Annotated in this window: 12 protein-coding genes; 4 read left to right on the top strand and 8 right to left on the bottom strand. The window is 72.1% G+C overall.

Annotated features, from left to right (window positions below):
- Nucleotides 1-26: 26 nt before the first annotated feature.
- Nucleotides 27-1,328, bottom strand: coding sequence for a phosphatase PAP2 family protein (locus PV343_RS24620; RefSeq protein WP_415923512.1), 1,302 nt, complete (start codon nt 1,326-1,328; stop codon nt 27-29).
- 297 nt (nt 1,329-1,625) lie between these two features.
- Here PV343_RS24620 and PV343_RS24615 point away from each other — a divergent pair, with 297 nt between their 5' ends.
- Nucleotides 1,626-3,014, top strand: coding sequence for a serine hydrolase domain-containing protein (locus tag PV343_RS24615; protein WP_319149127.1), 1,389 nt, complete (start codon nt 1,626-1,628; stop codon nt 3,012-3,014).
- Nucleotides 3,015-3,138: 124 nt separating this feature from the next.
- On the opposite strand, the gene PV343_RS24610 is transcribed toward PV343_RS24615, so the two are convergent.
- On the bottom strand, nt 3,139-3,591 hold the full coding sequence (locus tag PV343_RS24610; RefSeq protein WP_319149126.1) for a GNAT family N-acetyltransferase: 453 nt from the start codon (nt 3,589-3,591) through the stop codon (nt 3,139-3,141).
- A gap of 9 nt (nt 3,592-3,600) precedes the next feature.
- A complete protein-coding gene (locus PV343_RS24605) occupies nt 3,601-4,059 on the bottom strand; it encodes a MarR family winged helix-turn-helix transcriptional regulator (RefSeq protein WP_319149125.1) in 459 nt (152 codons plus the stop codon).
- 143 nt (nt 4,060-4,202) lie between these two features.
- Here PV343_RS24605 and PV343_RS24600 point away from each other — a divergent pair, with 143 nt between their 5' ends.
- The gene (locus PV343_RS24600; protein WP_319149124.1) at nt 4,203-5,411 is read left to right on the top strand and encodes an MFS transporter; all 1,209 of its coding nucleotides are present in this window, start codon (nt 4,203-4,205) and stop codon (nt 5,409-5,411) included.
- A gap of 162 nt (nt 5,412-5,573) precedes the next feature.
- On the top strand, nt 5,574-5,993 hold the full coding sequence (locus PV343_RS24595; RefSeq protein WP_319149123.1) for a GlcG/HbpS family heme-binding protein: 420 nt from the start codon (nt 5,574-5,576) through the stop codon (nt 5,991-5,993).
- Between the two features lie 68 nt (nt 5,994-6,061).
- Here PV343_RS24595 and PV343_RS24590 read toward each other — a convergent pair whose 3' ends face one another.
- Nucleotides 6,062-6,928 (bottom strand): GNAT family N-acetyltransferase, encoded by an 867-nt coding sequence (locus PV343_RS24590; protein ID WP_319149122.1) that lies wholly within the window; start codon nt 6,926-6,928, stop codon nt 6,062-6,064.
- Nucleotides 6,929-7,368: 440 nt separating this feature from the next.
- On the opposite strand from PV343_RS24590, the gene PV343_RS24585 reads away from it, so the two are divergent.
- Nucleotides 7,369-8,595 (top strand): globin domain-containing protein, encoded by a 1,227-nt coding sequence (locus PV343_RS24585; RefSeq protein WP_319149121.1) that lies wholly within the window; start codon nt 7,369-7,371, stop codon nt 8,593-8,595.
- 8 nt (nt 8,596-8,603) lie between these two features.
- On the opposite strand, the gene PV343_RS24580 is transcribed toward PV343_RS24585, so the two are convergent.
- The 4 genes from PV343_RS24580 to PV343_RS24565 all read right to left on the bottom strand — a co-directional run bounded on the left by PV343_RS24580 (nt 8,604) and on the right by PV343_RS24565 (nt 11,928).
- Complete coding sequence (locus PV343_RS24580) at nt 8,604-9,086, bottom strand: NUDIX domain-containing protein (protein ID WP_133922544.1); 483 nt, start codon at nt 9,084-9,086, stop codon at nt 8,604-8,606.
- A gap of 87 nt (nt 9,087-9,173) precedes the next feature.
- Nucleotides 9,174-10,079, bottom strand: a complete 906-nt coding sequence (locus tag PV343_RS24575) for a LysR family transcriptional regulator (protein ID WP_319149120.1) — start codon at nt 10,077-10,079, stop codon at nt 9,174-9,176.
- A 212-nt stretch (nt 10,080-10,291) separates the two neighbouring features.
- A complete protein-coding gene (locus PV343_RS24570; RefSeq protein WP_319149119.1) occupies nt 10,292-11,440 on the bottom strand; it encodes a cystathionine gamma-lyase in 1,149 nt (382 codons plus the stop codon).
- Nucleotides 11,437-11,928, bottom strand: coding sequence for a low molecular weight protein-tyrosine-phosphatase (locus tag PV343_RS24565; RefSeq protein WP_319149118.1), 492 nt, complete (start codon nt 11,926-11,928; stop codon nt 11,437-11,439). Before PV343_RS24565 ends, PV343_RS24570 begins: the two co-directional genes overlap by 4 nt.
- Between the last annotated feature and the right edge of the window lie 6 nt (nt 11,929-11,934).

Below are 11,934 nucleotides of genomic sequence, written 5' to 3'. Positions count from 1 at the left end.
GCACCGGGAGCCTGGCGACGGGTGCCTCAGGCGGGTTCGGGCTGCGGTTCCGGCCGGGGCGCCGGCGCGATCGCCGGTTCCCACAGCCTGGTGGTCCTGATGTAGCCGTGCACGACCGAGACCATCGCCAGCAGGAGAAGCGGTCCGAACAGCCACGGGTGCGCGGCCATCTTCTCCGGGAGATACCGGTACGACAGCAGAAGCGCGACGAACACCGCCGTGCCGTGACCGGCCAGTTGAATTGCGGACCGGTCCCAGCCGCGTGCCTGCGCGCGCAATGCCGCCTCGATGGTGAGCGCGAACACCACACCCGCGATGATGTCGGCGCCGTAGTGGTAACCGAAGCCGAGCGTCGCACCGAGGGTGGCGATCAGCCAGAAGGTGCCGGCGAATCGCAGTGCGCGCGGGCCCTTGCGGGAATGGACGAAAATCGTGGTCGCCCATGCCGTGTGGAGGCTGGGCATGCAGTTGCGTGGGGTGATTTCGTCGAACGGCATGGGGTAGGGCGCGTGCATCGTCGGGGTGTTCGGCCACAGGTCGGCGACCGCCCAGTGCCCCCCGTCGGGGCCGTAGGCGAAGACCGGGCCCACCACGGGGAAGATCATGTAGATGCCCGGCCCGAGCAGGCCGATCACCAGGAACGTGCGCACCAGGTGGTGGCGCGGGAACCGGCCCTCCGCCGCCACGTTGCGGAGCTGGTACAGCGCGACGACGACCGCGGCCACCGCGAGCTGGATGTAGACGTAGTCGAGGACGTGGGAGCCGACCGTGCCGGTGGCCCGGACGATCCGGCCCGCGAGCCACGACGGGTCGCCCAGCGCGTGGTCGGCGGTCGCCACATAGGGGTCGAGCACCGTCGGGCGGGTCTTGGAGGTGATGAGCAGCCAGGCGTCACCGGTCTTGCGGCCCGTGACCAGCAGCAGGGCCAGCCCGACGCCCTTCAGCAGCAGGACGCGCTCCGGGCCGGTGCGGCGGGTGACGGCGATGACGGCGTAGGCCAGGACGACCCACAGCGCGCCGTTGCCGAACATCATCTTGGCGTCGACCGCCCAGCGCACCAGGAAGAAGACGAGGTCGATGCCGACCGCGGCGGCGGCCGCGATCCACCGTTGCCGGCGCGGCAGGACCACCATCATCAACGCCATGCTGGCGTACAGCAGCGGCCCCGACTTGGGGGCGAGGAGCACTTCCTTCGCCTGGTTGGTGATCGGCCCCGGCAGGCCGTAGTGCCGTGCCGCGATCTCCAGCGCGATGAGGAACGCGAGAGTCGTCACCCCGGCGACGGCCCACAGAATCACCTGTGGTCGGCGCCATGCCGAGGATGTGATTGCCCCGTTTATTCGCGAAAAGGTCCGTGATGTTATCGATGTCAATTCTTCGGCCGGTTTTCTCTACCCTGGTCAGATAATTTGCTCATCGTGCTGAATGGCGTGGCCTTCCCGTGCGGGACGGGCGATGAGGTGATCGCCATGAGTCGAACATGTTAACGGAGTGCGGCACGGGGGCCTACGGGTCCTCATAACGGTCGGGAGGGGCTCCGGGATTCGGCCGGCTGCCCGCTCGGCCCCGATTCGGGTGGAGGAAATGAACTCGACGTGAGTCGGGCCGCCCGGTGGACTAGGGGCATGACGACATACCAGGAAGAGTTGCTGCCCGGCACGCGGCGGGCGCTGCTGCACCGGATCGCCGTCGCGCAGGCCGAAGGGCGTGCGCCCTCACTGGTCGCGGCGGTCGTGCGGGACGGGCGGGCCGTGTGGCACGGGGCGCGGAGTTCGGTGGACGGTCACGCGCCGGACGAGAACGTGCAGTACCGGATCGGGTCGATCACCAAGACCTTCACCGCTGTCCTGGTGCTGCGACTGCGCGACGAGGGCGTGCTCGACCTCGGTGATCCGCTGGAGAAGTACCTGCCGGGCACCGGCGCGGGGGAGGCGACGATCGCCGAACTGCTCGCGCACACAGGAGGCCTGGCCGCGGAGACGCCGGGGCCGTGGTGGGAGCGCACTCCGGGCTCGTTGCGGCCCGGACTGGACGATGTGCTCGGTGAGCGTCCCCTGCTCCATCCCGTCGGCAGGCGGCACCACTACTCGAACCCCGGCTACACGCTGCTCGGCGCCCTGGTGGAGGAGTTGCGCGGCGCGCCCTGGGAGGAGGTGCTGGGGAGGGAGGTGCTGCGGCCCCTGGAGCTGGAGCGCACCAGCGGTCAGCCGCAGGCGCCCTCCGCGGGTGGCTGGGCGGTGCACCCGTGGGCCGACGCCCTGCTGCCCGAACCGGTCGAGGACCTCGGCCGGATGGCCCCGGCCGGACAGCTGTGGTCCACCACCGCCGACCTCGCCCGGTTCGCCGTCTTCCTGGCCCGGGGGGACGACCGGGTACTGAGCGCGGAGTCGGTGCGGGAGATGCGCACGCCGGCGGCTCCCGCCGAGGCCGTCGACGTCGTGGACGGCGCGACGTACGGCCTGGGCATGCAGATCCAGAACCGCGGTGGCCGGCTGATCGTGGGGCACTCCGGCTCGCTGCCGGGATTCCTGGCCAACCTCAGCATCAGCATCGAGGACGACGTGGCGGCCGTGGTGCTGGCCAACTGCACCTCGGGGCCCCTGCTCTCGGCGGTGGCGGCCGATCTCGTCCGTATCGTCGCCGAGGCCGAGCCCCGCATTCCCGCGCCGTGGCGGCCGCTGCGGGAAGTCGACGCGGGAGTACTCGAGTTGACCGGCCCGTGGTACTGGGGGACACAGGCCTTCGTCCTGCGGATGACGGCCGACGGGCTGGTCTCCCTGGGGCCCGTCTCCGGCGCCGGCCGCCGTGCGCGTTTCCGCGCGGAGGGGGACGGCGCCTGGACCGGGCTGGAGGGTTACTACGCCGGCGAGCGTCTCCGGGCCGTACGGCGGCCGGACGGGTCCGTGAGCCACCTGGACCTCGGATCGTTCGTGTTCACCCGACAGCCGTACGAGGAGGGGGCAGAGGTGCCCGGTGGCGTGGACCCCGAGGGCTGGCGAGGGATCGCGTACTGAGGGTCGTCAGGATCGGCTGGTCCACGAGCGCGGGTGTTTCACGTGAAACACCCGCACCCCCGCCTGCGCCTCCCGCCGGACTCGGGTTCGCCCGCGAGTACCGGCCCCAGCCCGGTCCGCTCGGTCAGAGCGGAAGCTTGAAGCCCACATGCGAAGCGGTGAAGCCGAGCCGCTCGTAGAAGCGGTGGGCGTCGGTGCGGCTGCTGTCGGAGGTCAGCTGCACCAGCCGGCACTCCTGACGCCGGGACTCCTCGACCGCCCACTCGATGAGCTGGGTGCCCAGCCCGCTGCCGCGCTCGTCGGCGTGGATACGCACGCCCTCGATGATCGAGCGGGTCGCTCCCTTGCGGGAGAGTCCGGGGATGACCGTCAGTTGGAGGGTGCCCACGACACGGCCCTCACGGACGGCCACGACCACGTGTTGGTTGGGGTCAGCGTCCAGTCGTTCCAGCGCTGCCAGGTACGGCGTCATGTCGTCGAGCGACTCGCGCTGAGCGCCCAGCGGGTCGTCGGCGAGCATGCCGACGATCACGGGGACGTCGGCCGCGGTCGCACGGCGTATCTCAAGATCTCCCATGCCCGCACCCTATGCGGGCACGTTCAGGGACTCCACGACGCGTACCAGCGGGGCGAGTTCGGCGTCCTTCGCCGCTTCGTCCAGAGCCTCGCGCAGGGCGGCGTCGTTGGTCGGCCGCGCCTCCTCGAGCAGCCGCAGGCCGGCCTCGGTGACGTTGGTGTAGATGCCGCGCCGGTCGGTGGGGCACAGATAGCGCTCCAGCAGCCCGCGGTCCTCCAGGCGGGTCACCAGGCGGGTGGTGGCGCTCTGGCTCAGGACGACCGCGTCGGCGACCTGCTTCATCTGCAGATGGCCGCCCTCGCCGTCGTGCTGCCGGCTGAGCACATCCAGCAGGGAGTACTCGCGCACGCTCAGGTCGTGCCCGCCCTGCAGGGCGCGCTCGATGTGCGCCTCGATCCTCCCGTGCAGCAGGGAGAGGGCGCACCAGCCCTGGGCCAGTGCGGTGAGCGCGGGTTCCGTCGCTGTCATGGGCGTTCTCCTCCGTCCCGGAGCGGCTGAGTCAAGGGTAGAGCACATGCGCAATATCCTGCGCTTGCAGTTAGCCCGCGTCTGCAACTATTGTGAACGCACGCAAAGCGCTCCTGCAATCGTCTGGGAAGGTGTACCCACCCATGCCTCTCGCGCTTCTGGCCCTCGCGATCGGGGCCTTCGGAATCGGCACCACGGAGTTCGTGATCATGGGCTTGCTGCCCGAGGTCGCGGGCGACTTCGGGGTCTCCATCCCCACGGCGGGCCTGCTCGTCACCGGCTACGCCCTCGGCGTGGTCATCGGCGCCCCGCTGATGACCGTCCTCGGCACCAAGGTCCCGCGCAAGCGCATGCTGATGCTGCTCATGGGCCTGTTCATCGCCGGGAACCTGCTCTCCGCCGTGGCGCCCGCCTTCTCGGTCATGCTCATCGGACGGGTGGTCGCCTCCCTCGCGCACGGTGCCTTCTTCGGCATCGGCTCGGTCGTCGCGGCCGAGCTGGTGGCTCCCCACAAGAAGGCCGGGGCCATCGCCATGATGTTCACCGGCCTGACCGTCGCCAACGTCATCGGCGTCCCGCTCGGCACGCTCGTCGGTCAGCACGTCGGCTGGCGCGTCACCTTCGCGGTCGTCGCGGGTCTCGGCCTGGTCGGCCTGGCCGGCATCGCCCGGCTGGTGCCCGACCTGCCCCGGCCCGAGGGCGTCCACCTGCGCCACGAACTGGCCGCCTTCAAGAACGCGCAGGTCCTGCTCGCCATGGCGATGACCGTGCTCGGCTTCGGCGGCGTCTTCGCGGCCATCACCTACATCGCCCCGATGATGACCCACACCGCCGGCTTCGCCGACGGCTCGGTCACCTGGCTGCTGGTCCTGTTCGGCCTCGGCATGGTCGGCGGCAACCTCGTCGGCGGCAGGTTCGCCGACCGCGCGCTGATGCCCATGCTCTACGTCTCCCTGGGCGCCCTGGCCGTCGTCCTCGCGCTGTTCACCCTCACCGCCCACAACAAGATCGCGGCCGCCGTGACCATCGCCCTGATCGGCGCTCTCGGCTTCGCGACGGTGCCGCCCCTGCAGAAGCGCGTCCTCGACCAGGCGCACGGCGCCCCGACGCTCGCGTCGGCCGTGAACATCGGTGCCTTCAACCTCGGCAACGCCCTGTCCGCCTGGCTCGGCGGCATGGTGATCGCGGCCGGCTTCGGCTACACCTCCCCGAACTGGGTCGGCGCCGCACTCGCCGCGTCCGCCCTGGTCCTCGCCGTCCTCTCGGCCGCCCTGGAGCGCCGCGACGGGGCACGGAGCGCCGTGGTGGCGTCCGGAGCCCCCGCGGGACAGCGCACCCCCGTCCACCACTGATTCCGCCCCGGACCACGCACGTCCGGCCCCGCACACCGGCTCTCGACCGGACCGCCGCGGCACAGCCCGCACCCGGCCCCGGCACCGCGACCCCGCCCCTGCCCCTGCCCCCAGGCACCACCGCAACGCACCACCGCACCAGCGCACCAAGGAGAACGCCCCATGAGCACCACCACCGTCGCCCCGCTGACCACCGTGGACGCCGAGCTGCTCGTCGCGACGGCCCGCCGCGCGGCCGACGAGGCCGGAGTCACCGTCAGCGTCACCGTCCTGGACGCGGGCGGCCACCTGCTCGCGTTCCGGCGGGACGACCGGGCCGTGCTGATCTCCGGTGAGACCAGCACCCGCAAGGCCTACACGGCGCTCCAGCTCGACGCGGCCACCGCCGACCTCGTCGACGCCGTCCAGCCCGGCGGCCTCTTCCACACGCTGCCCACGGCTCTCGACCGGCCCCTGCTGTTCATCGCCGGCGGCCTCCCCGTGCACCGTGACGGCCGGCTGATCGGCGCGATCGGCGTCGGCGGCGGCGCGCCCGACCAGGACCACGGCTTCGCGACCGCCGCCGTCCGGGCGCTCGTCTGACCAGGCCGGTACAAGGCCGATGCCGGTCACCGCTCGGGCGCGGTGACCGGCATCGGCATCACACGGGTTCAGCCCGCGGCGACCGTGAGCGGCGCGAACCTGCGCGTCCAGTCCCCCGGCAGTTCCGTGATGCCGTAGGTCATCACGGCGTTGAAGGCCACGGAGGCCAGCCCCCGCTCCTTGGCCCAGGCCAGCAGCTCCTCGTGGCGTACGTCGACGTCGGTGCGCAGCGGGCGGTCCGAGTGGGCCGCGAGCGAGGCGACGAGCGCCTTGGCCGTCTCGGTGTCCCGGGCGATCAGCGGGCCGACGACATGGGTGTCCTCGTTGGGCCAGGCGGCCGCGTAGCCGATGATCCGGCCGCCGTCCTCGGCCACGCGCAACTGGTCGGCGAACGCGGGCAGGCGGGTGATCAGAGGGGTGCGGTCGGCGCCGAACACCTCCTCGTCGAGCCGCAGGATCGCGGGCAGGTCCTCCGCCGTGGCGGCTCGCGTCGCCACCTCCGCGTCCCGCCCGCCGGGGACGAAGTGCCCCCGCAGCATCTCCGCCCGGCCCGTGACCTTGAAGCCCAGCTCCTCGTAGAGGGGCTGTCCGTTCGGGGTGGCGTGCAGGGTCAGCGGGGTGGTGCCCATGGCGGCCAGGACGTGCCGCATCAGCGAGCGTCCGATGCCCTGGCGGGCGTGGCGCCCGGCCACCAGGACCATGCCGATGGCCCCGAGGTCCGTCCGTTCCCAGGTGCCGTACTCCGTGACGACGCACGCGGCGACGAGCCCGCCGTCCGGGTCGTCGATGCCGTGGCCCTTGCCCGCGGTGAGGAGGAGACCCCACTTGTGCTCCTCGCGTGGCCACCCCCGGTCCTCGGACAGGTCGGCGCAGGCGTGGAGATCGCGGAGCGTCAGACGGCGGACGGGAAGAGCGGCGGGTGAAGGAGTCGGCACGCAGGTCAGGCTGTCCGACCGGCACCCCCGGCGTCCACCTGTTTCGCCGGGGACGCGGAGGCTTTTGGCCACGCCATGGCATCCCGGCCCGGATCGGGGGCAGGAATCCGTTTGCTGCCGTACCGGTTCACGCCGTGGCCGGCCGGGCGTCCGCCCGTCCCGGCGGGCCACCTGCTCCCGCACCGCAACGCATGCGGTGCGGAGCCGTGAAAAGGCTGACCCCGTCCGGCAGTTGAGCGGCACCCACGGTCCGTATCCGGGCCCGCCGCCCCGGGAGGAGAGACATGACTCGTGCGCCGGACGGCGGCCGGTAGGGTCGACTCCGGTTCACGTCCGGAACGGGATGGGGCGCATCCCGGGCCGGTCGCTCGACGGGGAAAAGCGCGTGCCTTCGGACACAGGTGCGCAGACCGACCGCAAGACGTTCGAGGCGAGGGCACATGGACGCTCCGACCACCACGTCGGGGGGAAACGGCATACCGGACGGCGAGGGCTGGTTCGCCCCGCACAGGACGTCTCCGCCCCGGCCGCGGGACGGTGACCGGGAAGGGGCGTCGCCGGACGCGCTCGTCATCCGCCGCACGATGGCCGAGATCGCCCCGATGGCCGACGAGGTCACCTCCTACTTCTACGCGCTCCTCTTCGTCCGTCACCCCGAACTGCGGCCGCTGTTCCCGGCCGCGATGGACGTGCAGCGCGACCGGCTGCTGAAGGCGCTGCTCACCACCGCCGAACACCTCGACGACACACCCGTCCTCGTCGGGTACCTGCGCAACCTCGGCCGCGGCCACCGGAAGTACGGCACCCTCGCCGAGCACTATCCGGCCGTGGGGGAATGCCTCATCGGGGCGCTGAGCCAGTACGCCACCCGGATCTGGAACGCGGACACCGAGGCGGCCTGGGTGCGGGCCTACACGACGATGTCCCAGGTGATGATCGACGCCGCGGCGGCGGACGAGCTGCGGGCGCCGGCCTGGTGGCAGGCCGAGGTCGTCGCGCACGACCTCAGGACCCCCGACGTCGCGGTCCTCACCGTCCGCCCGGACCGGCCGTACCCCTTCCTCGCCGGGCAATACGCCGGTGTGGAGACCTCGTGGTGGCCGAGGGTCTGGCGGCACTACTCCTTCGCGTCGGCGCCGCGTCCGGACGGGCTGCTGTCATTCCACGTGAAGGCCGTCCCGGCCGGCTGGGTCTCCCACGCCCTGGTGCGCCGCGCACGGCCGGGAGACGTCATCCGGCTGGGCCCGCCGACCGGTTCGATGACCGTCGACCACACCACCGCCGACGGGCTGCTCTGTCTGGGCGGCGGCACCGGCATAGCGCCCATCAAGGCCCTCGTCGAGGACGTGGCGGAGCACGGCCGCCGCCGGCCGGTCGAGGTCTTCTACGGCGCGCGCACCGACCACGACCTGTACGACATCGACACCCTGCTCGGTCTCCGCGAGATCCATCCGTGGCTCTCGGTCCGGTCCGTCACCGACCGGCAGGCGCCGCTGCGGCTGCCGGACGCGGTACGGCAGTACGGCCCCTGGCGCGAGTACGACGCCTACCTCTCGGGACCGCCCGGGATGATCCGCAGCGGGGTCCACGTCCTGCGGGACATCGGCATCCCGCGGGAGCGCATCCGGCACGACGCGGTCGAGGACCTGCTCGGCGCCGGGCACTGACCGGCCGGCTATCCCAGGTCAGGCGCGTGCATCGCCCGTACGCCCTCGATGTTGCCGTCCAGGTAGTGCCGTAGCGAGAGCGGGACGAGGTGGACGGAGGCGATCCCGACCCGGGTGAACGGGACCCGGACGATCTCGTACTCGCCCGCCGGCTCCTCCACTTCGGGGCCGTGGCGCAAGGCGGGGTCCATGGACTCCAGCCGGCAGACGAAGAAGTGCTGGACCTTCACGCCGGTCGCGCCGCCGTCGTCGCCGATGTGCTCCACGGTGTCCACGAAGCAGGGCACGACGTCGGTGATCTTGGCGCCGAGTTCCTCGTACACCTCGCGGTGCAGGGCGTCGACGACGGTCGGGTCCTCGGGCTCGACCCCGCCACCGGGAGTGACCCAGTAGGGATCGACGCCGGGCTTGGTGCGCTTGATCAGGATCAGGTCGTCACCGTCCAGCAGAACGGCACGGGCGGTGCGCTTGACCACGGGTCGGACGGTCATGGGAGAAATGTGGCCCGGCTGGTTCCACGTGAAACATCGCGAAGCGCCACTGGGCGAGCGCAGTGCGTGAAGCGCCGGGTGGTCGCCTCAGCTCCAGCCCGTCGCGGCCCGCTGGAGCCATTCGTGGGCCCGGGCGATGTGGGGCATGGCGAGCGTCCCGGTGCGCACCGCCAGGAAGTACGTGCGCAGCGGCGGGACCGCCGGATCGTGCAGGGTCACGATGTCGCCGCGCTCCAGCGCCGGGGTGCACAGATAGCGGGGCAGCACCGTCAGCCCGGCGCCCGCGACGGCGCAGGCGAGCACCGCGCGCAGGTCGGGGACGATGACCGTGCCCGAGGCGGCTGGGCGCGAGTCGAAGACGGAGGCCCAGTAGCGCGAGACGAGGGGCAGCGACTCGTGGACCTCCACGACGGGCAGGTTCTCCAGGGCGGCCGCCCCCTTGAGGCGCAGGGCTCCCGGGCCGATCCGCTCGGCCCAGCGCGGGGCGGCGACCAGCGTGTGCTCCTCGTCGCACAGCGCGGTGGCGGTGAGCAGGGCGCCGCGGGGCCTGACGGTGCTGATGGCCAGGTCGTGGTGGCCGGCCGCCAGCCCCTCCAGCGTCTCCTCCGCGGTGCCGAAGGAGGCGCGCAGCGCGAAGCCCTGGCCGTCGTCGCCGGTGAGTTCGGTCAGGACGGGAAGGGCGCGCTCGGCGGTGAACTCCGGCGGTCCGGCGAGATGCAGGGTGCGTAACGAGGACTCGTCGTCCAGCCCCCGCTCGGCTATCTCGACCAGGGCGTCGAGGTGGGGGGCGGCCTTGTGGGCCAGTTCGTCGCCGATGGTCGTCGGCGTCACCCCACGGGCCTGCCGCAGGAACAGCGGGCGGCCGAGCTGGCGCTCCAGCGTGCGGATCTGGGAGGTGACGGCCGGCTGGGAGAGTCCCAGCAGGGCGGCGGCGCGGGTGAAGGAACCAGCCCGGTGCACGGTGACGAAGGTGCGCAACAAGGCCACGTCCATGGCACGCCCTCCCCTTTCCCTGCCTCCTCCGGCCCCGGGCAGGCCCCCAACTATAAATAAGTCGATAGGTCTCTGTCGCTAGCGTGATTGGACACTGACATACAGTCAACTAGCCTTGTTCGCGCGGTTCTTCGCGCGCGGAACCGGGGCGGTCCGAGCCACGAGGGGGGAGGTTCGGACCGCCCGCAGCACCGGCGGGCGGTCCGGGGCGGTCACTGTGCCGACTCGTCCAGTGCCCGCAGCACGTCCGCCACCAGGTCCTCGTGGTCCTCGGCACCGACGGACAGGCGGATGAAGCCCTCCGGGACCGGGTCCCCGCCCCAGCGGGCGCGGCGCTCGGCCGTGGAACGCACACCGCCGAAGCTCGTCGCGTCCTCCACCAGGTGCAATGCCTCCAGGAAACGCTCGGCACGCGCGCGCGTGGGGAGCGTGAAGGAGACCACGCACCCGTAGCGGCGCATCTGCTGCGAGGCGACCTTGTGCGCGGGGTCGTCGGGCAGTCCCGGATAGCGCAGCCCGGCCACCTCGGGCCGCTGCCGCAGCGCCTCGGCGAGAGCGAGGGCGGTCGCGTTCTGCCGCTCGACCCGCAGCGTGAGGGTGGCGATGGAGCGATGCGCGAGCCAGGCCTCCATGGGCCCGGCGATCGCCCCGACGATCTTGCGCCAGCGGCGTACGGCGGCCATCGCCTCCGCGTCCCGCCCGGCCACGTAGCCCAGCAGCACGTCGCCGTGCCCGGTCAGCTGCTTGGTGCCGCTGGCCACCGAGAAGTCGGCGCCCAGCTCCAGCGGGCGCTGTCCGAGCGGGGTGGCGAGGGTGTTGTCCACGGCCACCAGGACGCCGCGCGCGTGCGCCGCCTCCGCCAGCCGCCGGATGTCGCACACGTCGAGCCCCGGGTTCGACGGCGACTCGATCCACAGCAGGCGCGCGCCGTCGAGGACCTCCAGCTGGGCGTCGCCGCCCGTGGGAGCGGTGCGCACCTCGATGCCGTACGCCTCCAGCTGGGCGCGGACCAGCGGAAGCACCTGGTAGCCGTCGGAGGGCAGCACGACCGCGTCGCCGGCGCCCAGCTGAGAGAACAGCACCGACGAGATCGCCGCCATGCCGGAGGCGAACACCAGCGTCTCGACGTCGTCCTGTCCGGGCGCCTCCAGCTCACCGATGGCACGCTCCAGCAGCGTCCAGGTGGGGTTGTCGTCCCGGCCGTAGGAGTACGGTCCCGTCACGTCGCCGGGCAGGTGGAAGTGGGCGGCGAAGACCGGCCCGGGCAGGGTCGGCTCGTGCTTGACCGGCTCGGGCAGCCCGGCCCGTACCGTGCGTGTGCCGTCGCCGATGTGGTCCGCGTCCTTGGTGGCGTCGCTCATGCGGCCCGTCCCTCCAGTCGTTCCCGCACAGCGGCGAGCAGGCCGGTGCTCGCCTCCTCCACCATCTCAAGACACTCCTCGAAGCCGTCGAGGCCCCCGTAGTAGGGGTCCGGCACGTCGAGGTCGTCACCGGCCGAGGGATCGTACGAGCGCAGCAGACGCACCTTGCGGGCGTCCTCCTCGCCGGGCGCGAGCCGGCGCAGGGCCTTGAGGTGTCCGGTGTCCAGGGCGATCACCAGGTCGCGGTCGGCGAACCAGGACGGCTGGAAGCGGCGCGCGGTGTGCGCGGTGCCGTAGCCGTGCTCGTCGAGGACCGCGACGGTGCGCGGGTCGGCGCCCTCCCCCTCGTGCCAGCCGCCGGTGCCGGCGCTGTCGATCTCCACCAGCTCCGCGAGACCGGCTTCCTCCACGCGCGCGCGGAAGACGGACTCGGCCATGGGGGAGCGGCAGATGTTGCCGGTGCACACGAAACAGACGCGGTAGGTCATGGCGTA

Origin of the sequence: Streptomyces sp. WI03-4A (genome assembly GCF_033792105.1) — a bacterium.
In the GTDB taxonomy this organism is placed as follows: Bacteria; Actinomycetota; Actinomycetes; order Streptomycetales; family Streptomycetaceae; genus Streptomyces; species Streptomyces collinus_A.
Note: the sequence above shows the minus strand (reverse complement) of the source record. Positions and strands in the feature narration are given on the sequence as shown.

Coding starts and splice junctions, on each gene's coding strand:
- PV343_RS24610 (WP_319149126.1), bottom strand. CDS start 3,591: ATGGGAGATCTTGAGATACGCCGTGCGACCGCGGCCGACGTCCCCGTG.
- PV343_RS24575 (WP_319149120.1), bottom strand. CDS start 10,079: ATGGACGTGGCCTTGTTGCGCACCTTCGTCACCGTGCACCGGGCTGGT.
- PV343_RS24600 (WP_319149124.1), top strand. CDS start 4,203: ATGCCTCTCGCGCTTCTGGCCCTCGCGATCGGGGCCTTCGGAATCGGC.
- PV343_RS24565 (WP_319149118.1), bottom strand. CDS start 11,928: ATGACCTACCGCGTCTGTTTCGTGTGCACCGGCAACATCTGCCGCTCC.
- PV343_RS24585 (WP_319149121.1), top strand. CDS start 7,369: ATGGACGCTCCGACCACCACGTCGGGGGGAAACGGCATACCGGACGGC.
- PV343_RS24615 (WP_319149127.1), top strand. CDS start 1,626: ATGACGACATACCAGGAAGAGTTGCTGCCCGGCACGCGGCGGGCGCTG.
- PV343_RS24595 (WP_319149123.1), top strand. CDS start 5,574: ATGAGCACCACCACCGTCGCCCCGCTGACCACCGTGGACGCCGAGCTG.
- PV343_RS24605 (WP_319149125.1), bottom strand. CDS start 4,059: ATGACAGCGACGGAACCCGCGCTCACCGCACTGGCCCAGGGCTGGTGC.
- PV343_RS24580 (WP_133922544.1), bottom strand. CDS start 9,086: ATGACCGTCCGACCCGTGGTCAAGCGCACCGCCCGTGCCGTTCTGCTG.
- PV343_RS24570 (WP_319149119.1), bottom strand. CDS start 11,440: ATGAGCGACGCCACCAAGGACGCGGACCACATCGGCGACGGCACACGC.